Origin of the sequence: Gluconacetobacter dulcium (assembly GCF_014174165.1) — a bacterium.
GTDB lineage: Bacteria > Pseudomonadota > Alphaproteobacteria > Acetobacterales > Acetobacteraceae > Gluconacetobacter > Gluconacetobacter dulcium.
The window spans coordinates 1-19,594 of the sequence record NZ_JABEQN010000005.1 but is presented as its reverse complement, the minus strand read 5'-3'; the positions used below and the strand labels follow the sequence as shown (position 1 = coordinate 19,594).

Genomic DNA, 19,594 nt, shown 5'->3' with positions numbered 1-19,594 from the left:
GGCAGACCCTGCATCTATTTTAACAGGCCCGACGGTGCCCCGCGCCGGATCAGGAGAGATGCGGCAGGTCCAGATAGGCGGCACTCTGCATCTCCTCCAGGCGCGAGGCCGTGCGTTCGAACGCCTGCGCGCCTTCACCCTTCTGGTAGATCGCATCCGGCTGGTCCTCGGCCGAGCCGAACAGCTTCACCTTCTGCTCGTACAGCGTGTCGATCAGAACGATGAAACGGCGGGCAACATCGAAATTATCGGGGCCCAGACGAGGAATATCCTCAAGCACCAGCGCCGGGAAGCGCGTGGCAAGCGCAAGGTAATCGCCCGCGCCCAGCGGCCGCCCGCACAGATCGGCAAAGGTAAAGCGCGCGACCGGACCGGCCGCGACCGTCACCGCCAGCTTGCGGCCCATCACCTCCAGCGTCACCGGGCGGATCGGGGCGCCGTCAGCCAGGCGCATGAAGATCGAATCCAGTTCCTGCACCGCATCGGGGCCGGGCGGCACGATCCAGGTCGTCATGCCGCGCATGCCGCCACGCCGATAGTCGCGCGGCGAGTCCAGCACCACCGTATCGACCTCGCGCTGGATGATCGCGATGAAGGGCCGGAAGGCATCGGCCCCCGGCCGGTTCTGGAACAGGTCCTGCGGTTCGGTGTTCGAGGTCGCGACCACCACCACGCCATCGGCGAACAGATATTCGAACAGGCGCCCCAGCACCATCGCATCGGCGATGTCGTTCACCTGGAATTCATCGAAGCAGAGCAGCCAGGCGTCCTGCGCGATGGCGTGGGCCAGCGGCGGTATCGGGTCGGTCAGTTCCGGATGCGCGCGCTTCATGTCATGCAGTCGCTTGTGCACATCCTGCATGAAGCGGTGGAAATGCACCCGCATCTTGTGTTCGACCGGCGCCAGTTCGAAGAACAGGTCCATCAGCATGGTCTTGCCGCGCCCGACCTGCCCGACCATGTAGACCCCGCGCGGACGCGGGGCCTCCGGCGCGCCGCCTTCCAGGCCCAGCCGCGCTTTCAGGCCGCCGAGCAGGCCCTTGGGTTTCGGCCGCCGCACCACGGGGTGATAGCCGGGCAGTTCCCGCCACAACCGGTCCAGCCGCGCGGCCGCCTTGGCCTGCTCGGGGTCGCGGGACAGCAACCCGGCGGCCACGCGCGCCTCGTACGCTGCCAGAGGCCCCGAGCCAGGGGGCAGGTTCAGGTCGGATGCGAAGGCTGTCAGCGCGGATTCCATGATCTATGGCCGATAGCGCCGGCGACGCATCTCATCAAGGGCATCAACTCGCCAAACCGTGTCGTGACAGGCCTGCTCTCCATCTGGTGAACTCCGCCGCGGTCCATGACCACACATCAAGGATATATCGCGATGATCGACTGGTCCGCCTACCGCCATTTTCTCGGCCAGGCCGTACCCGCCTTCGCCACCCTTTCACCGGGCACGGTCGAAGGGCTGACGACGCTGGACAACGCCGCCAAGGCCACCAACCGGCTGGATGCCAAGACGCGCGAACTGATCGCGCTGGCCGTCGCCGTGACCACCCGCTGCGACGGCTGCATCGCGGTCCATTCCAAGGCTGCCGTAAAAGCCGGCGCCACGAAGGAAGAGATCGCCGAAGCCCTGGGCGTGGCCGTGGCGCTGAACGCCGGCGCGGCCGCGGTCTATTCCACCCGGGCGCTCGATGCCGCCGAAAAGGCCGGCAGCGGGGCCTGAATCCCAGCGGCGGGGCCTCGGCCCCGCCGCCCCCGTTTCCGGCCGCCTTGCTTTCTCGCCGGCTCCGGCTCTAGGAATCGGGATGTGGTTTTCATCATCCCATGCAGGTTCCATGACCGTCACCACGCCCATCCGCCCCGATTATGCCGCCCTGGAAGCCGCTCCCGTTTCCAGCACGCCGTTTCCCCATGCCGTGGTCCGGAACTTCATCCGGCCGGACGACCTGGCGGCGCTGGTGGCCTCCCTGCCCGAACTGTCGTCCGGCGGGTCGTTCCCCCCCTCTTCGCTCAACCTGTCGCCCCTGGCACGGGACCTGGTCGCGGAACTGGAAGGCCCCGTCCTGCGCGCGGCGATCGCCCGCAAATTCGCCCTGGACCTGACCGACGCGCCGACCATGCTGACCCTGCGCGGTCGCACGCGGGCCAAGGATGGACGCATCCATTGCGATTCCGTGGCCAAGCGCGTGACGGTGCTGCTGTATCTCAACCCGGCCAGCGAGGCGTGGGCCCGGCAGGAAGGCTGCCTGCGCCTGCTGCGCGGCCCGGACGATGTCGAGGATTACGCGGCCGAGATCCCGCCCGTCGACGGCACGCTGCTGATCTTCCCCAATGGCCCCACCACCTGGCACGGCCACCGGCAATATGTCGGCCGGCGCTACACGATCCAGCTCAACTACATGGAAAACGACGCCAAGGCCCGGAACGAACTGCGCCGGCACCGCCTGTCCGCCCTGGCAAAGCGCCTGTCGCCCGCCGCCTGACCCCGAACGCCCGATCCGCACCCCGCTTCAGCCCTGTTTCTGACACGATCGGCACCGATCATCCTGACATGAAACAGAATTCGGTTCACCAGGGCCGAACTGGCGACAGACCCATAGGAGTCCCGTCATGCGGGTCCGCACACGCCCACTTCTGATGGCCTGCCTCCTGCTGGCCACCGCCACACCAATCGCGGCCTCCGGCCCGGCCCATGCGCAACATTGGGACCGTGGCCGTCACGACAATGGCTGGCACGGTCGCGGGCCGGAGCGCGGCGGCTGGAACCGGGGCGGCGGACCCGGCTGGCGCGGCGATGACCGGGGCCGCCGTCGCGGTCCCGGCGCCGGGGCCGCCATCGGTGCCGGCATCGCCGGCCTGGCGGTCGGCGCCCTCCTGGGGGGCGCGCTGGCCTCGCAGGCCGCGCCGCCGCCCGCCGTCTATTATCCGCCCCAGCCGGAACCGCCGCCGCCCCCGCCGGCTTATTATCCTCAGGCGCCCTACGGTTACGGGGCGCCCCCTTACTGAACTCGCCCAGGCCGAAAGGTCCGGCCCCGTTCAGCCCATGATTTTCCGGAGACCTCCGTCCATGACTGTCCGCCGGCTTTCCCTCATCGCCGCCCTCACCCTGCTGGCCACGCCAGCCCTGGCGGCCGCCGACACCACGGCCCCGACCTCCGCCACGCCTGCGGCCACGCAGGGCTCGGCCGTGCCGGTCCACACGCCGCATGATCCTTCACCGGACCAGCTCGAATCCCATATCGCCACGCTGCATCGGCAACTGGGCATCACCACCGCGCAGGAAAGCGCATGGAACGCCTTCGCGCAGGTGATGCGCGACAACGCCGCGCGTTTTCATGACACGATCGAGCAGCGCCGCGCCAAGCTCGCCACCATGAGCGCGCCGGACAACATGCAGTCCTACGCCGACCTGATCACCCAGCGCGCGCAGGACCTCCAGGCACTGAACATGGCCTTCCGCACGCTGTATAACGGCTTGAGCGACGCGCAGAAGAAAGCCGCCGACACCCTGTTCCGCCAGTCGGACAACCATCCGAAACAGGCTGCCGCCACGCACTGAGCACGATCGACCTATTGGGGTGCAGGGGTCCGCGACCCCTGCCGGGTTCGGGCAGAGCCCGCCTTCAGGACCCGTCAAGCGGGTACCAGGCCCGCCCGTCGCGCGCCAGCAGCGCATCGGCGCCCGCTGGCCCGGTGGCCCCGGCATCGTAGAATTCCAGCCCCTCGGCCCCCTGCCCCCAGGATTGCAGCACCGGATCGACCGCTGCCCAGGCCGCGTCGATATTGTCCGCCCGCTGGAACAGCGTGGCATCGCCGGTCAGGCAATCGTACAGCAGCGTCTCGTACCCCACATTGGGTTGCAGTTCGAACGCATCCTCATAGCGGAACTTCACCTGCACCCCCGCCAGATCCATCGCCGGGCCGGGATGCTTGGCCGCCATCTCGATCGTCAGGCCCTGGGCCGGCTGCACGTTCAGGATCATGCGGTTGGGCGGCAGGCTGTCGGTCGCGGTGCCGCGAAAGATCGCCACCGGCGGCTTCTTGAACTGCACCACCACCTCGGTCCGCCGCCCGCCCAGCGACTTGCCCGTCCGCAGATAGAAAGGCACCCCCGACCAGCGCCAGTTATCCACATGCAGTTTCAGCGCCACATAGGTCTCCGTCACGCTGTCGGGCGCGACACCGGGCGCGGCGCGATAGGCCACCACCGGCCGGCCCTCGACGGTGCCGGCCCGATACTGGCCGCGCACCGCATCCTCCGGCCGCACGGGGCGGACGGACTCGAACAATTGCTCCTTCGCCGTGCGCACCGTCTCGGCCGAGAACGAGGCCGGCGGCTCCATCGCCACCATGGCGAACAACTGGAACAGATGGTTGGGCACCATGTCGCGCAACGCGCCCGTGGGCTCGTAGAACGCGCCGCGCTGCTCCACCCCGATGGTCTCCGCCGCCGTGATCTGCACATGGTCGATATAGTCGCTGCGCCAGAGCGGTTCGAAGATCAGGTTGCCGAACCGCATGGCCAGGATGTTCTGGACCGTCTCCTTGCCCAGGAAATGGTCAATCCGATAGACCTGCTGCTCGTCCAGCACCCCCAGGACCTGCCGGTTCAAGGCCCGCGCCGTGGCGAGGTCGGAGCCGAACGGCTTCTCGATCACCACGCGGCGGAAGGTCCCCTCCTGCTGGGTCACCAGCCCGGCCTGCCCCAGCATCTCCACCAACGGGCCGAAGAAGCGCGACGGCACCGCCAGGTAGAAGACGGCATTGCCCTTCACCCGCTCCGCCAGCGCGCGCATCTGCCCCAGATCCGCGAAATCGGCCTGAACGTAGTCCAGCCGGTCGGCGACCCAGGTCCAGGCGTCCTGGTCGATGGTCGGCGTATAAAACTCACCGTCCGGGTCTTTGGTGAAATCCTGCATCGTGGCGGCCAGCCCATCCCGCCAGTCGGCGGCGGTGCCGGGCACACGGTCCACGCCCAGAACGCGGAAATCCGCGTCCAGCAGGGAGCTGCCCGCCAGATTATAGAGTGCCGGGACCAGCAGCCGCTTGGTCAGGTCGCCGCGCGCGCCGAAAATGACCAGCGTGCAGGCCGGTGCCGGCTTCGTGCCCGACGGCGGAATGGCGTGCCTGCTGCGCGCCGGCGACGAAATATCGCGAGAAAACGACATGACAGGAATCCCCCTGGACAGGCCGCCACCGCGCGGACCGATGGCGGAAGCGGACGCATGGCGCCGGACATCACGCCCCGGATCACCACGCCCATGTGGCACCCGCGCGGCCATCATGACAACGCGCGGCAACGCCCGAAAGGCAACACAAGCATGAGACCCCGGCCAGCCCGCAGGGGCCGGAACGGGGAAAAACCGCGCCCGACGGCGGCGTTCGCTTGCATAGCACCCGGTCTGGCACTACCTCTCACCACGCTCCGTTTCGGAGATTCAACGCTCGCCGGACAGGCCGGGGGCATAGATCAGGGATTGTGTCGATGGGATACCGCGTCGCGGTCGTAGGCGCCACGGGAGCCGTGGGGCGTGAAATTCTCAAAACGCTGGCCGAACGCGCGTTCCCGATTACCGAGATTGCCGCCCTCGCCTCGGCCCGCTCGGCCGGGCAGGAGATCTCGTTCGGCGAGAAGAAGGTGCTGAAGGTCCAGAACCTGGAAACCTTCGACTTCACCGGCTGGGACATCGCCCTGTTCTCGCCCGGCGCCTCGGTCTCGGCCGTGCATGCGCCGCGCGCGGCCAAGGCGGGCTGCATCGTCATCGACAACACGTCGCAGTTCCGCATGGAGCCCGACGTGCCGCTGGTGGTGCCCGAGGTGAACCCCGACGCGCTGAAGAAGGCGAAGCGCGGCATCATCGCCAACCCCAACTGCTCGACCATCCAGATGGTGGTGGCGCTGAAGCCGCTGCACGACCTGTTCACCATCCGCCGCGTGGTCGTCGCCACCTACCAGGCGGTGGCCGGCGCGGGCAAGGAAGGCATGGACGAGCTGTTCATCCAGTCGCGCGGCAGCTTCGTCGGCGACCCGGCCAGCCCGGAACAGTTCACCAAGCAGATCGCCTTCAACTGCATTCCCCATATCGACCGCTTCATGGATGACGGCGCGACGAAAGAGGAATGGAAGATGGCGGTCGAGACCCGCAAAATCCTCGACCCTGATATCTCTGTATTCGCTACCTGCGTGCGGGTGCCGGTCTTCATCGGCCATTCCGAGGCCGTGGTGGTGGAATGCGAGGAACCGGTGGACCTGGAGCGCGCCCGCGCCGTCCTGCGCGACGCGCCGGGCGTCATCCTGCACGACAAGCAGGAGGATGGCGGCTACGTCACGCCGATCGAATGTGTCGGCGAGGACGCGACTTACGTGTCGCGGCTGCGGATCGACCCCACCGTGCCCAACGGGCTGGCCTTCTGGTGCGTCTCCGACAATCTGCGCAAGGGGGCGGCGCTGAACGCGGTGCAGATCGCCGAAACCATGATCGCGCTGGACCTGATTCGCCCCCGTGCCCACCGAGTATAACCGCACCTGACTGCCGGGGAACCGGAACGGTTCGACACCGTTCCGGTTCCCCGGACCCGAATGCCGGCCGCGCGTCTCGCGACCTCGTGTTCCCCCCTGCGTTGACCGCGCCGCATCCCCGGCGTAGGACCGAACAGGCACAAGGCGACGGAACAAACCGGAGCCATAATCAGGGAAATCGACGAGACGACCATGCAGGATGTCCGTGATGCGCTCTATATAGGGCACCGAAGCGACGGAACACTGACCCGGCGACCCATGTCCCCGCATCTCCAGGTCTATCGCTTCCGCCTCTCCATGTTTCTTTCGATTGCGAACCGGGCAGCCGGCGTCGCGGCTGCGGCAGGGTCCGCGCTGGGCGTCTGCTGGCTGAGCGCCGCGGCGAAAGGGCCAGAATCCTTCAAGAAGGTTCAGAAGGTCACCCGCAATCCGCTGGGCAAGCTCGCCCTCGCGGGGTGGACGCTGGCGCTGGTCTACCATTTCGTCGCGGGGCTGCGGCATCTCGCATGGGATACCGGCCACCGCTTCGAAAAGAAGGAGATCAACGAAGACGGCCCGGTGGCCGTGGGTGTGACGGTGGGGGCCACGCTGGTGCTGCTCGCCAGCATCTTCGGCGTCGCCGCCTGCCGCTCCAGAAAGAAGAAGGCATCCTGACATGAACGCGTCCCACACGCCGCGCATTGATGTCATGCGCTCGCAACTCGGCCGGGCCAGGGGCCTCGGCTCGGCCAAGACCGGTGTCGACCATTGGTGGCTGGAACGGATGTCCGCCGTGGCGCTGGTCCCGCTTTCGGGCTGGTTCGTCATCCAGGTCCTGCGCCTCGCCGGCGCGGAACAGCAGGATGTCGTGGAATGGGGCGGCAAGCCCGTCAACGCCTCGATGCTGCTGGCCCTGATGGTCCTGACGTTCTACCACATGCAGCTGGGCCTGCAGGTCATCATCGATGACTACGTGCACGGCAAGGCGCATCTGCCGGCCAGCCTGCTTCTCAAGGGCGCCGCCCTTCTGATCGGGCTGTTTGCGGTGATCGCCGTCCTGAAGCTGGCGCTGGCTCCGTCGACCAAGGCGGGTGCCTGATCGGGCTCCCCCGGCGGATGTCCGGGGGGCCGCGAGGCAAGTGACACAGAGGACAGTTCCGGCCCCGGAGCAGCCGCCAAAGGCGCCCATCGGGCCGGACGAGCATCGGGACACGTCCAAACAATGAACGCGATCACTCTTCCATCATCGAATGCCTACCGCATCATCGACCACGCGTACGACGTTGTGGTCGTGGGCGCCGGCGGGTCGGGCCTGCGCGCGACGCTGGGCATGGGGGCGGCCGGGCTGAAGACCGCCTGCATCACCAAGGTCTTCCCCACCCGCAGCCACACCGTCGCCGCCCAGGGCGGCATCGGCGCCTCGCTGGGCAACATGGCCGAGGACAACTGGCGCTGGCACATGTACGACACCGTGAAGGGGTCGGACTGGCTGGGCGACCAGGACGCCATCGAATATATGTGCCGCGAGGCCGTGCCGGCGGTGCAGGAGCTGGAACATCTGGGTGTTCCCTTCTCGCGCACCGAAGAGGGCAAGATCTACCAGCGCCCGTTCGGCGGCCACATGCGCAATTACGGCGAGGCCCCGGTGCCCCGCGCCTGCGCCGCCGCCGACCGCACCGGCCATGCCATCCTGCACACGCTGTACCAGCAGTGCCTGAAGCATAACGTCGAGTTCTTCGTCGAATATTTTGCCATCGACCTGATCATGGACGACGAAGGCGCCTGCCGCGGCGTCGTCGCCTGGTGCCTGGAAGACGGCACGATCCATCGCTTCCGCGCGCAGACGGTGGTGCTGGCGACCGGCGGCTATGGCCGCGCGTACCAGTCCTGCACCTCGGCCCATACCTGCACCGGCGACGGTGGCGGCATGGCGATGCGCGCCGGCGTGCCGACGCAGGACATGGAATTCGTCCAGTTCCACCCCACCGGCATCTATCCCGCCGGCTGCCTGCTGACCGAAGGCTGCCGCGGCGAAGGCGGCTACCTGACGAACTCGGAAGGCGAGCGCTTCATGGAGCGTTACGCGCCGACCGCCAAGGATCTGGCATCGCGCGATGTCGTCTCGCGCTCCATGACCATCGAGATCAACGAAGGCCGTGGCTGTGGTCCGCACAAGGACTACATCATGATGCATCTCGAGCATCTGGGCGCGGACCTGCTGCATGAGCGCCTGCCCGGCATCGTCGAGACCGCGCGCATCTTCGCCGGCGTCGACGTGACCAAGGAGCCGGTGCCCGTCCTGCCGACCGTGCATTACAACATGGGCGGCATTCCCACGAACTATCATGGCGAGGTCATCCGCCCCACCGCCGACAATCCCGATGCCGTCGTTCCCGGCCTGATGGCGGTGGGCGAGGCCGCCTGCGTGTCGGTGCATGGCGCCAACCGCCTGGGCACCAACTCGCTGCTGGATCTGGTCGTGTTCGGCCGCGCCGCCGCCAAGCGCGCCGCCGAGCTGATCAAGCCGCTGGAGACCATCGCGCCGCTGCCGCCCAAGGCCGGCGAGGCCGCGCTGGACCGTCTGGACAAGCTGCGCAACGCCAAGGGCGGCACCCATGTGTCGGCCATGCGCGACAAGCTGCAACGCACGATGCAGAAGCACGCGGCGGTGTTCCGCAATTCCAAGAGCCTCGCGGAAGGTGTCGAGAAGATCAAGGAAATCTGGACCGAGGTGCCCGACATCGCGGTGTCCGATCGTTCGCTGATCTGGAACACCGACCTGATGGAAGCGTTGGAGTTCGAGAACCTGCTGGCCAACGCCACGGTCACGATGGCGGGTGCCGAAGCCCGGCACGAGAGCCGCGGCGCCCAGGCCCACGACGACTATCCGGACCGTGACGACAAGGAATGGATGAAGCACACCGTCGCCCATCTGGACGACAAGGGCGGCGTCACCCTGACCTACCGCCCGGTGCATATGAAGACGCTGACCGACGAGGTCCAGGTCTTCCCCCCCAAGAAGCGCGTCTACTGAGCGAAGCGGCGGAAAAGGAACGAGACGATGGTCGAATTCAGCCTGCCAAAGAACAGCACGATCGGGAAGGGCCGCATCTTCCCGGCCGCGCCCGGTGCCAAGAACGTCAAGCCCTTCCGGATCTATCGCTGGAATCCTGACGACGGTGCCAACCCGGTGGTCGACACCTACGAGCTCGATCTGGACAAGATCGGCCCGATGGTGCTGGACGCGCTGATCCACATCAAGAACAACGTCGATACGACGCTGACCTTCCGGCGTTCATGCCGCGAGGGCATCTGCGGCTCGTGCGCGATGAACATCGACGGCGAGAACACGCTGGCGTGCCTCAAGCCGATCAAGGACGTGAAGGACGCGGTATCGATCTACCCGCTGCCGCACATGCCCGTGGTCAAGGACCTGGTGCCCGACCTGAACGGCGCCTATGCCCAGCTCCGCTCGATCGAGCCCTGGCTGAAGTCCGACACGGCGCCGCCGCCGGATTCCGAGCGCCGCCAGAGCATCGAGGAACGCGAGAAGCTGGACGGGATGTGGGAATGCATCCTGTGCTTCTGCTGCTCGACCTCCTGCCCGTCCTACTGGTGGAACGGCGACCGGTATCTCGGCCCGGCCACCCTGCTGGCAGCCTATCGCTGGATCGCCGACAGCCGTGACGAGCATACGGGCGACCGGCTGGATGCGCTGGAAGATCCGCTGAAGCTGTATGCCTGCCGCACGATCATGAACTGCACCCAGACCTGCCCCAAGGGCCTGAACCCGGCGAAGGCCATCGCCCGGATCAAGGAACTGCAACTGGAACGCAAGGTCTGATCCCGATCTCCCATCCCGTGTAACGGGAAGAGATTGACGGAGGGGGCGCCGGATGACACACATCCGGCGCCCTTTCTTTTTGCCCCGACCGAGGAAGCCGTCCGCCGTGTTCGAAGGTTCTCTGGCCGCGCCCGGCGGCAGAAGGCGGGCATGGATCGACAGCCTGTTCGTCGATCATGCCATCTTCCGCATCCCCTGGACCAACCTCGCCGCCGTCATCCCCGGCAAGGTCTATCGCTGCAACCACCCCACCCCGGCCCGGCTGGCGGCGGCCAAGCGCCGCCATCACCTGCGCACGCTGGTCAATCTGCGCGGCCACCGCAAATGCGGGTCCGACGCCCTGTCGCGCGAGGCCGCGTCCCGGCTGGGGCTGGCCCATCTGGACATGGCCTTCGAAAGTCGGGGCGCCCCGCACCGGGAACGCATCCTGCGCTTCGCCGCGATGTACCAGACAATCGCATTCCCGATGCTGATGCACTGCAAATCCGGCGCCGACCGGGCGGGCCTCGCCTCGGGGCTGGTCATCCTGTTCGAAGGCGGCACCGCGGCGCAGGCCCTGCGCCAGCTTTCATGGCGGTTCGGCCATTTCAACCGCTCGCGCACCGGTATTCTCGATGCCTTCTTCCTGCGCTACCAGCAGCAGGCCGAAGGCCGCATCCCGTTTCTGGACTGGGTGCGTGATGAATATGACGAGACGCAATTGCGCCGGGATTTCATCGCCGGGCGGCTGGCGTCCTTCGTCAATGACCGGGTTCTTCGGCGCGAGTAGGAAAGGCGAGGGCTCAGCCCTCGACCCGCAAGGGGCCAGTCGGCCCCTTGACCCCGCTTATTCAGGCGGAATCATCATCCGGATCAGGTCCAGCACCCGTCGGCGGATCGCGGCGTCCTCGATGCGATAATAGGTGCGCACGAGTTCGATCGTCTCGCGACGCGCCAGCAGGGTCACTTCACTGGTCGATGCCAGCGCACCATCGGGCGTGCCGCCAAAAGCCTCCTGGGCCTGGGCAAAGCCGTATGACATTTCGAGGCCGGGTCTGCCAGCCGTCTGGCCGGACGAACGGCGACCACGGTCCAGCCCATCGAAAAAGAAGCTGACCGGCACATCCAGCACGTCCGACAATTCATACAGCCGCGATGCGCTGACCCGATTGGTCCCGCGCTCATATTTCTGGACTTGCTGAAACGTCAGACCCAGCGCCTCGCCAAGACGTTCCTGCGACATGCCCAGCAACGTCCGGCGTAACCGGATACGACCGCCAACATGGACATCCACAGGCTTGGGACCACTAAGCTTGTCGGTCAACGGTTCTTCTTGTCCCTGAGCATTAGCGGGGTCCAATATGCGACGGGCAGGATAATGCGACATTAACGTTTGATTTACCATCGTCCTGACAGTCCGCTAACTGACAATTTGACAATCAATTTGTAAGATATCGCGTCGGTGCGCGCATGATCGGCCCGGCAGTGACGGGCAGCCGACTATACGCAAGACGTATAAATGTTACCAAAAATGACCGTATACAGCCACGCCGTCATCCGAGGCAGCGCTCGGCTACGGGCGGCGGATCGCCATGCGCCTGCCGATTCCCGGCAGCCATTTTCCCAATGCGGGCAACAGCGTCATCATCGCCAGCAGGATCGGGATCCAACGTCCCCACCGGCCGAACACTGTCACGGGCAATGCCCCCCCCAGGGAAACGGCCAGCACCCCCTGCCGGTTCCAGCCCAGCCGCGCCAGTTCATGGCCATGGGCATCGAACACGGCGGAAATGCCGGTGTTGGCGGCCCGCGCCACCGGCAACCCTTCCTCGACCGCGCGCATCCGCACCGCCGCCAGATGCTGGCGCGGCCCGGCGCTGTCGCCATACCAGGCATCGTTGGTCACATTGACCAGCCAGTCCGGACGATCCTTCGCGTCCACGACCTGACCGGAGAAGATCACCTCATAGCAGATCAGCGGCCCGACCGGCGCCACATCCGGCAGATGCCAGGTCTGGACGCCGTTCCCCGCCGCCATGCCCTCGCCGGGCACGACGTGGAACGGCAGGAAACGCGGCTGATATTCGCCGAACGGCACCAGATGCGATTTGTCGTAGAGATCGGCCACCCGCCCGTCAGGCCCGGTCACCGCCATCACGCTATTGCGCCAGCGCCCCTCGGAATCGCTGCGGATCGTGCCGATTACCCCCGCCGCCGCCCCCGCGCCGGCCCGCGCGATCATCCGCCGCGCGATATCGTCTTCCGCCAGCAGGCCGGGAAAGGCCGTCTCGGGCCAGACATACACCAATGGTCGTCCGCCGGTCTCCGGCAGCGCGTCGGCAATGCCGGAGCGCGTCAGGGCCAGATAGCGGCGAAAGATCGCGACATTGTCGCGGCCGCCGATCTTCTCGGTTTCCGGCACATTGCCCTGAACCAGCACCACCATCGGGTTCCGACCGGCAGGCAGCGGCGTCAGCGCCAGCCGCCCCCAGCCCGCCAGCCCCCAGACCGCCAGTCCCGCCACAAGCGCCAGCACACCGCGCCGCCCCGCCTGCGGCAGCAGGGCCAGCAGAACGGTACAGAGGGTCAGTCCATCGACCCCGATCCAGGCTGCCGGCTGAATCATCACGTCGCCCAGCCGGCCCGGCAGTTCCCAGGTCGTGCCCAGCGGATTCCACGGAAAGCCGCTGAAGATGAAGACCCGCGCCATGTCGAACAGCGTCCACAGTCCGGCGAATGCCAGCAGGCGCCGCCAGCCTGCGGGGGCCAGACGGCACAGGGCCGCCGGAAACGCCGCGATGGGCGCGAGGATCAGCGCGCAGCCGGGCGAGGCCAGCGGCACCAGCCACCAGAACGTATCCGCACGGACCAGGATCGCATCGGTCAGCCAGTACAGCCCGGCGGTATGCAGCCCCAGCCCGAACAGAAAACCCCGCCGCGCGGCCCCCCGCCACGAACTGGCGGCGTCGATCGCCGCCGTCAGCACGGCGAAGCACGGAATCAGGATCGGAAACAGATCGACCGGCGGAAAGGCCAGCGCCGCCAGCGCGCCCGCCAGCAGCATCAGCAGGTCGGTCCGCCATCCGCCGGCCCCGATCACCCGCGCCAAGCCATTCCCCAGCCAGACGGGCGGAACCGGCGCAACGGGCAGGGCGCCCCCTGGCAGCGCGCCAGCGGGCATGGCCCTAGTCGAGAGCGTCACGCAGCCGTCGTTCGTAGTGACGGTAATATTTGTCGGCCAGCAGTTCGCTCTTCACGATCACCGCGACATCGGTCGTATTGAACTGATCGTCCACCACGGCGCCGTCGCCGATATAGCCGCCCAGCCGCAGATAGCCCTTGATCAGGGGCGGCAGGCGGGCAAGGCAGCGGCGATGATCCAGCAGGTTCGGATCGCCGCGCAGCATCTCGACCCGCCGATGCGGCAGGGCGCGCAGTCTCAGCGCGGGCGGCGCCAGATGATTGTGATAGAGATAGGTCAGCTCGTCGGCCAGCGGCGCGGGATCGGTCCCCGGCAGGCTGGCGCACCCGAACAGCACGTCGATCCGGTGCAGGAAGATGTAAGAGGCGATGCCGCGCCACAGCAACTGCATCGCCGCCCGGCCGCGATAGTTGGGGTCGACGCACGACCGGCCGACTTCCAGCAGCCGCCCCGGAAAATCGGTCAGCGGCGACAGGTCATATTCGCCCGAACTGTAGAAACGCCCCACCTTGCGCGCGTTGTCGCCCTGCAACAGCCGGTAGGTCCCCACGACCCCTTTGGGGCCGGAGGAAATCGCATGGTCGATGACCAGCAGATGATCGGCATGTTCGTCGAATTCATCGACATCCCGGCGGGTGCGCAGGGTCCGCTCATCGGGCCGCGCGCCCATCTCTTCATAGAAGACGCGATAGCGCAACGCCTGGGCGGCATCGCGCTCCGCGTCGGTGGCGGCGATGCGCACACCAAGATTGCCGCCGCGCAGTTCGGGAAACCCATCCCGTTCGAATTCCAGGGTCGACAGCGACCGGATCGGTTTTTCAAGGCTCAACGACGTGATCCATCCTTGCTTGCCGTCCGGGCAGCCCTGGCCGGCTTTTCTTCCGGCGGCGTCGGCTTGCGGCGCCCGAACAGTTCCAAACGGTGGGAAACCAGGTCGAAACCCATCCGTGCCGCGATCCGATGCATCAGGGCCGTGTGTTCCGCGTCTTCAAACTCGACGACCTTGCCGGTGTCCACATCGATCAGGTGATAATGGTCGCCGTCCTCGGTCGCTTCGTAGCGCGCACGCCCGCCGCCGAAATCCCGGCGTTCGAGAATGCCCTTCTCTTCGAGAAGCCGCACCGTCCGATAGACGGTCGCGACCGAAATCCGCGCATCGAGGCTGACCGCGCGGCGGTACAGCTCCTCGACATCGGGATGATCCTCGGCCTCGGACAGGACGCGGGCGATCACGCGCCGCTGCCCCGTCATTTTCAGGCCACGCTCGATGCACATCTGGCCGATGCGCGATTCCATGACATCGCCCGACGCTACCATGCTGGCAGTCCGGCCCGAACCTCAGACGTGTGGTCCAACGAAGCTACCGCCTCCTCCGAGAAGGGCCGACCCGCCGTCGGGCGCCCCATATTCACTCCTCGCGCTTCGTACCCAGTCCGATTTTCCGCGCGAGGGACGACCGGTGGCTCGCATAGTTCGGTGCCACCATCGGGTAGTCATGGGGCAGGCCCCACCGCTCCCGATACTGGTCCGGGGTCAGATCATAGGCCGTCTTCAGGTGCCGTTTCAACATTTTCAGCTTCTTGCCGTCTTCCAGACACACGATATAGTCCGGAAAGACCGACCGCTTGGGCGAAACCGCCGGCACCGGGCGCTCCGGCTCCGGCGCCACGCGGCCCAACCCGTCCAGCGTGCCATAGATCTGCCGGATCAGGTCCGGCAGGGCCGCCGCCTCGACGGCATTGCCCGAAACATAGGCCGCCGCGATCTGCGCCGTCAGGTCGCGCAGAGTGTTGTTTTCCATTTCAGTGGCCATACCCAAGATCCTGCCAGTCAAATAAATCGCGTCCCTTATAATTGAACCCCGCGCCGCCGCAACCACATCGGGCAGAAGGAGATAGTGATGAACGATCTGGAAAATGCGTCACTCGACATTACTGCGGAGAGCTGCCCGATGACTTTCGTGCGCACCCGCCTGGCCCTCGATCGACTGCCCGATGGCGGAAAGCTGCGGGTCCGGCTCCGGGGTGCGGTACCGCTCGACAATGTCAGCCGCAGCGTCCGGCAACTGGGCCATACGATCGCGGCGCAGACCGATCACGGTCACGAGATCCACGAAATCCTGATCGTCAAGTCACCGGCCTGACACCGGCCCGTCATGAAAATTTCACCGCCCGTCAGGGCGCGGCGGGCTCCTGGCCCACCCACGCCCGTTCCAGCACCAGCGCGTCCGACCCATCGGGATAATAGGCGCGGCGGCGGCCGATTTCGGTAAAACCCGCCCCCCGATACAGCGCCCGCGCGGCATCGTTGCCCGCCGAGACTTCCAGGATCAGCCGCCCGGCGCCATGGGCCGCCACCTGGTCCGCCATCCAGTCCAGCAGCGCGCGCCCCAGCCCCCGCCGCCGTGCCCCTCCGGTCACGGCCAGCGTCAGGATCTCCGCCTCGTCGGCCGCCACCCGGCCGATGACGAACCCGCCGGGCACCGGTTCCTCACCCAGGCTGCCCAGCCCGACCAGCACGCCCGGCATCGCCAGCACGGCCGCCATCGCGGCCTCGTCCCAGCATTCGGCGGGCGGAAAAGCGGCACGATGCAGGGCCGCGAGCAGCGCCCCCGCATGCCTGCCGCCCGCCACGATGACGGGCCGCGCCGCCATGCCGGTCAAGCGCCCCCGATCATGGCGCGGAGGGCGCCGGCCGCAACCCCGCCGCCGGCAGCTTCGCTTCCGGCGGATCGACATAGAGCGGCAGAATTTCCCGCGCCGCCACCCGGCCCGCCCGCTGGTCCAGAGCCGCCTGGGCGATCATCACCCCATCGGGCACGCGCCACGACGACAGGGCGATATCCTCCCGTCCCTCGCCGCGCGCGGCCAGCACTCCGGCGGCGTCATCCCCCGCCACCAGCAGCCTGCCGGGCGGAAAGACGAAATCGTCCCCCATCGCGGCGCACACCACGCCGTCCTGCTCCACGAAGATGCGCCCGCGCCGCGCGAACGACAGGCACAACACCGCCCGCCCCGGCCCGGCCTCTTCCCGCAGGGCGCGGGCCATGGCCTCGCCGCCGGTCACGCCCGCCAGCGGGCAACCCGTGCCCAGCGCCAGACCATGCGCCATGGCCAGCGACGCCCGCAGCCCGGTAAACGAACCCGGCCCGACCACCACCGCGATCAGGTCGAGATCGGCCGGCCGCCACCCGCATTCGGCCAGCAGCGCGTTGCAATGGGCCGGCATCGCCTCGGCCCCGCCGCGTCCGGGCAGGTCGCGCAGGCGCACCGGCCGCAACGCCCCCTCGTCCCCCTCGACACAACCGAGCAGGGCCGTTGCGTCCGCCCCGGCCGGCGCACCGTTGACAACCAGAATCCGCACGCGGGATCAGAGCATCATGCAGGCATCGTCGAAGGACAGGCGCGGCGCACGCGGGCGCTCGGGCTGCCCGTCGGCATAGCCGAGGCTGACCAGGAAATTGACCCGCCAGCCCTGCCCGGCCAGAAACGAATCCTCGACCGCATAGGCGTCGAAACCGGAAACCGGCAGCACGTCCAGCCCCAGCGCCCGCGCGGCCATGATCAGGTATCCGCCCTGGAGCGTGCCGTTGCGAAAGGCCGTCTCCTCGGCCAGCCCGACATCGGCCGCGAACCAGGACCGCAGGCCCGGCTCCGGGTTCAGCGTCGCGAAACGGTCGAAGAACAGCGGATCGTGCGCCACGATCACCGTCACCGGCGCCGACAGCACTTTCTCGACATTGCCTTCCGACAGGGTGGAACGCAGCCGTTCGCGATTGTCGACGGTCCGCAGGAAGACGAACCGGGCCGGCGAGCAATTGCCCGAGGTCGGCCCCAGCCGCACCAGATCATACAGACGATGCAGCACATCGTCCGTCACCGCCTCGTCGCGCCAGCGTTCGGGCGTACGCGCCGTACGGAACAGCAGATCCAGCCCGGCTTCGTCCAGAACCATGTCGTCTCCCACCTTACGTGACCGGTATGCGGCGGATCAGGCGTCCACCTGCTCGACCGACACCACTTCCGGCACATAATGCCGCAACATGTTCTCGACACCATGCTTCAGCGTGGCGCGCGAGGACGGACAGCCCGAGCAGGCCCCCTGCATCGTCAGCCGCACCACGCCGTCGCGATAGCCGCGAAACACGATGTCGCCGCCATCGCCCGCCACGGCCGGACGAACACGAGTATCCAGCAGTTCCTTGATCTGGCGGACGATTTCCTCGTCCTCCGGCGCGATCAGGTCTTCCTCGATCGCCGTATCCTCATCAATGACCGGGCGACCGGACACGAAGAAATCGACCAGGACCGACAGGATCTGCGGCTTCAGCGCCGACCACTCGACGCTCTCGTCCTTCGTCACCGCCACGAAATCGCCCCCGAGGAAGACCCGCGCCACGCCGGGCTGGTCGAACAGGACCTCCGCCAGCGCGGACCGGCCGGCCACGCCGTCGGGGCTGACGAAATCCGCGGTGGTGCGGCCGGGCATGACCGTGCGACCAGGCAGAAATTTCAGGGTCGCGGGATTGGGGGTGTCTTCGGTTTCGATGAACATCAATAATCGCCTTATCCGGCAGGGGGGGGCAGCGCAAGGCGGACCGCAGCGGTCCGGTTACTGTCCAGATGTGCCAAGATGCGCGGCGAAACAAGCCCCGATGGCGGAATGGAGGCATGTCCGTGCCTGCCGGACGACTGCGTATATCGTGCAAAATTCGTGAAAATGACCGAAACGCAATGTATCCTTGCGCGAAGTCATGGCGAAAGACGCACCATATCTCTGAAATGCGTTGACACACGGGAAGGGCTCTGGCCTTGCATGATCTCAGGCCCGGCGACGGACGTGCGATCCACGGCGAAGGCCCGTTCTGACAACCGAGGCATCGAATCCACCATGCGTTCCGTTCCGTTCCGCCGCACCCGTCTTGTTCACCGCGCCAGCGTGCTGATGATGGCCGGCGCGGCACTGGCCGTCCTGTCCGCCGGAGCGGCGCGGGCCGAGCGCCTGGCCTTCGTGCTGAATTCCGCCGATGCCACCATCAGCGAATTCGATATCGACACCCATCAGGAAGTCCGGCGGGTCTCGGTCCTGCGCGAACCGCACCACACGGCCCCCACGCCGGACGGCAAATACCTGCTGGTCGGCGACACCGCCGGCAACATGCTGTTCTTTCTCGACGCCGTCACCGGCGAACGGCTGAAGCAGATCCCCCTGGCCGACCCCTACCAGCTTCAGTTCAGCCCCGACGGCCGCTTCTTCACCATCGCCGGACTGGCGCGCAACCAGGTCGATATCTACGACGGCTCGGATTATCACCTGCTGCACCGCCTGCATGTCGACGCGATGCCGAGCCACATGAACTACGCGCCGGACTCCTCGGTCGTGTATGTCAGCCTCCAGGATACCGGCAAGGTCACGGCCATCGAGACCGCGACCGGCAACGTGCTGTGGACCTCCGATGTCGGGTCCACGCCCGCCGGCGTGCTGTGGCATAACGGGCAGGTGCTGGTGGGCGTAATGGGCACCAACTACGTCGCCGTCCTCGACCCGGCCGACGGGCATATCGCGCGCAAGATCGAAATGGCGCCCGGCCCGCACAACCTGTTCGTCTCCCCCGACCAGAAGCACCTGTATGTAACCTGCCGCGCCTCGGGCGTGATCGAGCGGCTGGACTGGGATACGCTGAACGTCGTGCAGTCCTATCATGTGGCCGGCGGCCCGGACGACATCGTCTTCGCGCCCGATGGCAAGATGTGGGCAACGCTGCGCTGGCGGCAGCATGTCGCGATCATCGACCCCACGAGCGGCGAGATCGTCGACACCATTCGCACCGGTCGTTCGCCGCACGGCATCTGGCTGAACACCAACCAGCCCTTGCTTCACCTGTCCATGGCCGACCGCCCCGCCATGCCGTGACAGCGGCGGCGGTCTGGGGAGGCTCCTGTTGTCGTTCGTGGCAAGCCCAGGTCTCAGGGCTTGTCTTATGATTTTTTTGTCGCGTTGAGCGATAAAGGACCGTTCAGCCGGGGTGGCCACCCCGGCTGAACGGGAAGGGGACGGGTCGCCCGGGCTGGACCATAGC

Annotated in this window: 23 protein-coding genes; 12 read left to right on the top strand and 11 right to left on the bottom strand. The window is 67.0% G+C overall.

The genetic code is table 11. The annotated features are described in order from the left end of the window. Positions 1–49: 49 nt before the first annotated feature. Positions 50–1,237, bottom strand: a complete 1,188-nt coding sequence (gene zapE / locus HLH25_RS05420; protein ID WP_182973118.1) for a cell division protein ZapE — start codon at positions 1,235–1,237, stop codon at positions 50–52. A gap of 132 nt (positions 1,238–1,369) precedes the next feature. On the opposite strand from zapE, the gene HLH25_RS05415 reads away from it, so the two are divergent. The 4 genes from HLH25_RS05415 (at position 1,370) to HLH25_RS05400 (ending at position 3,550) form a co-directional block, all read left to right on the top strand. Next, positions 1,370–1,714 carry a carboxymuconolactone decarboxylase family protein gene (locus HLH25_RS05415; RefSeq protein WP_182973117.1) on the top strand — a complete coding sequence of 115 codons (345 nt, stop codon included), beginning with the start codon at positions 1,370–1,372 and terminating at the stop codon, positions 1,712–1,714. 112 nt (positions 1,715–1,826) lie between these two features. Continuing rightward, a complete protein-coding gene (locus HLH25_RS05410; protein WP_182973116.1) occupies positions 1,827–2,474 on the top strand; it encodes a 2OG-Fe(II) oxygenase family protein in 648 nt (215 codons plus the stop codon). Positions 2,475–2,601: 127 nt separating this feature from the next. Further along, positions 2,602–2,997: a hypothetical protein gene (locus HLH25_RS05405; RefSeq protein ID WP_182973115.1), complete on the top strand. Its 396-nt coding sequence runs from the start codon at positions 2,602–2,604 to the stop codon at positions 2,995–2,997. Positions 2,998–3,058: 61 nt separating this feature from the next. Next, entirely contained in the window at positions 3,059–3,550 is a 492-nt protein-coding gene (locus HLH25_RS05400; protein WP_182973114.1) for a Spy/CpxP family protein refolding chaperone, read from the top strand. Positions 3,551–3,614: 64 nt separating this feature from the next. Here the strand turns inward: HLH25_RS05400 and zwf are convergent, their stop codons facing one another. After that, positions 3,615–5,159 carry a glucose-6-phosphate dehydrogenase gene (gene zwf, locus HLH25_RS05395; RefSeq protein ID WP_182973113.1) on the bottom strand — a complete coding sequence of 515 codons (1,545 nt, stop codon included), beginning with the start codon at positions 5,157–5,159 and terminating at the stop codon, positions 3,615–3,617. Between the two features lie 317 nt (positions 5,160–5,476). Between zwf and HLH25_RS05390 the strand changes: the two genes are divergently transcribed. The 6 genes from HLH25_RS05390 to HLH25_RS05365 all read left to right on the top strand — a co-directional run bounded on the left by HLH25_RS05390 (position 5,477) and on the right by HLH25_RS05365 (position 11,103). After that, a complete protein-coding gene (locus HLH25_RS05390; protein ID WP_182973112.1) occupies positions 5,477–6,511 on the top strand; it encodes an aspartate-semialdehyde dehydrogenase in 1,035 nt (344 codons plus the stop codon). Between the two features lie 192 nt (positions 6,512–6,703). After that, positions 6,704–7,165 (top strand): succinate dehydrogenase, cytochrome b556 subunit, encoded by a 462-nt coding sequence (gene sdhC / locus HLH25_RS05385; protein WP_114725440.1) that lies wholly within the window; start codon positions 6,704–6,706, stop codon positions 7,163–7,165. 1 nt (position 7,166) lies between these two features. Further along, complete coding sequence (gene sdhD / locus HLH25_RS05380) at positions 7,167–7,589, top strand: succinate dehydrogenase, hydrophobic membrane anchor protein (protein ID WP_114725438.1); 423 nt, start codon at positions 7,167–7,169, stop codon at positions 7,587–7,589. Positions 7,590–7,712: 123 nt separating this feature from the next. Further along, a complete protein-coding gene (sdhA, locus tag HLH25_RS05375) occupies positions 7,713–9,524 on the top strand; it encodes a succinate dehydrogenase flavoprotein subunit (RefSeq protein WP_182973111.1) in 1,812 nt (603 codons plus the stop codon). Between the two features lie 27 nt (positions 9,525–9,551). Next, positions 9,552–10,334, top strand: a complete 783-nt coding sequence (locus HLH25_RS05370) for a succinate dehydrogenase iron-sulfur subunit (protein ID WP_182973110.1) — start codon at positions 9,552–9,554, stop codon at positions 10,332–10,334. A gap of 106 nt (positions 10,335–10,440) precedes the next feature. Then, positions 10,441–11,103, top strand: a complete 663-nt coding sequence (locus HLH25_RS05365) for a protein-tyrosine phosphatase family protein (RefSeq protein WP_182973109.1) — start codon at positions 10,441–10,443, stop codon at positions 11,101–11,103. A 57-nt stretch (positions 11,104–11,160) separates the two neighbouring features. Here the strand turns inward: HLH25_RS05365 and HLH25_RS05360 are convergent, their stop codons facing one another. The 5 genes from HLH25_RS05360 to HLH25_RS05340 all read right to left on the bottom strand — a co-directional run bounded on the left by HLH25_RS05360 (position 11,161) and on the right by HLH25_RS05340 (position 15,328). Continuing rightward, positions 11,161–11,718, bottom strand: a complete 558-nt coding sequence (locus HLH25_RS05360; protein WP_182973108.1) for a helix-turn-helix domain-containing protein — start codon at positions 11,716–11,718, stop codon at positions 11,161–11,163. Between the two features lie 168 nt (positions 11,719–11,886). Continuing rightward, on the bottom strand, positions 11,887–13,377 hold the full coding sequence (lnt, locus tag HLH25_RS05355; protein ID WP_246401515.1) for an apolipoprotein N-acyltransferase: 1,491 nt from the start codon (positions 13,375–13,377) through the stop codon (positions 11,887–11,889). A 121-nt stretch (positions 13,378–13,498) separates the two neighbouring features. Then, positions 13,499–14,344: a GNAT family N-acetyltransferase gene (locus HLH25_RS05350; protein ID WP_114725429.1), complete on the bottom strand. Its 846-nt coding sequence runs from the start codon at positions 14,342–14,344 to the stop codon at positions 13,499–13,501. Then, positions 14,341–14,832, bottom strand: a complete 492-nt coding sequence (locus HLH25_RS05345) for a Fur family transcriptional regulator (protein ID WP_246401449.1) — start codon at positions 14,830–14,832, stop codon at positions 14,341–14,343. Before HLH25_RS05345 ends, HLH25_RS05350 begins: the two co-directional genes overlap by 4 nt. Positions 14,833–14,923: 91 nt before the next feature. Next, positions 14,924–15,328, bottom strand: a complete 405-nt coding sequence (locus tag HLH25_RS05340) for a MucR family transcriptional regulator (protein ID WP_114725425.1) — start codon at positions 15,326–15,328, stop codon at positions 14,924–14,926. A gap of 87 nt (positions 15,329–15,415) precedes the next feature. Here HLH25_RS05340 and HLH25_RS05335 point away from each other — a divergent pair, with 87 nt between their 5' ends. Beyond that, complete coding sequence (locus HLH25_RS05335) at positions 15,416–15,658, top strand: sulfurtransferase TusA family protein (RefSeq protein ID WP_114725423.1); 243 nt, start codon at positions 15,416–15,418, stop codon at positions 15,656–15,658. A 31-nt stretch (positions 15,659–15,689) separates the two neighbouring features. On the opposite strand, the gene HLH25_RS05330 is transcribed toward HLH25_RS05335, so the two are convergent. The 4 genes from HLH25_RS05330 to HLH25_RS05315 are packed head-to-tail and all read right to left on the bottom strand — an operon-like array spanning position 15,690 to position 18,069. After that, a complete protein-coding gene (locus HLH25_RS05330; protein WP_182973267.1) occupies positions 15,690–16,169 on the bottom strand; it encodes a GNAT family N-acetyltransferase in 480 nt (159 codons plus the stop codon). A 19-nt stretch (positions 16,170–16,188) separates the two neighbouring features. Next, positions 16,189–16,878 (bottom strand): tRNA (adenosine(37)-N6)-threonylcarbamoyltransferase complex dimerization subunit type 1 TsaB, encoded by a 690-nt coding sequence (tsaB, locus tag HLH25_RS05325; RefSeq protein ID WP_182973106.1) that lies wholly within the window; start codon positions 16,876–16,878, stop codon positions 16,189–16,191. 6 nt (positions 16,879–16,884) lie between these two features. Then, the gene (locus tag HLH25_RS05320) at positions 16,885–17,469 is read right to left on the bottom strand and encodes a malonic semialdehyde reductase (RefSeq protein ID WP_182973105.1); all 585 of its coding nucleotides are present in this window, start codon (positions 17,467–17,469) and stop codon (positions 16,885–16,887) included. A 36-nt stretch (positions 17,470–17,505) separates the two neighbouring features. After that, positions 17,506–18,069 carry a NifU family protein gene (locus HLH25_RS05315; protein ID WP_114725417.1) on the bottom strand — a complete coding sequence of 188 codons (564 nt, stop codon included), beginning with the start codon at positions 18,067–18,069 and terminating at the stop codon, positions 17,506–17,508. 336 nt (positions 18,070–18,405) lie between these two features. Between HLH25_RS05315 and HLH25_RS05310 the strand changes: the two genes are divergently transcribed. Continuing rightward, the gene (locus HLH25_RS05310; protein WP_182973104.1) at positions 18,406–19,428 is read left to right on the top strand and encodes a YncE family protein; all 1,023 of its coding nucleotides are present in this window, start codon (positions 18,406–18,408) and stop codon (positions 19,426–19,428) included. Positions 19,429–19,594 lie beyond the last annotated feature (166 nt).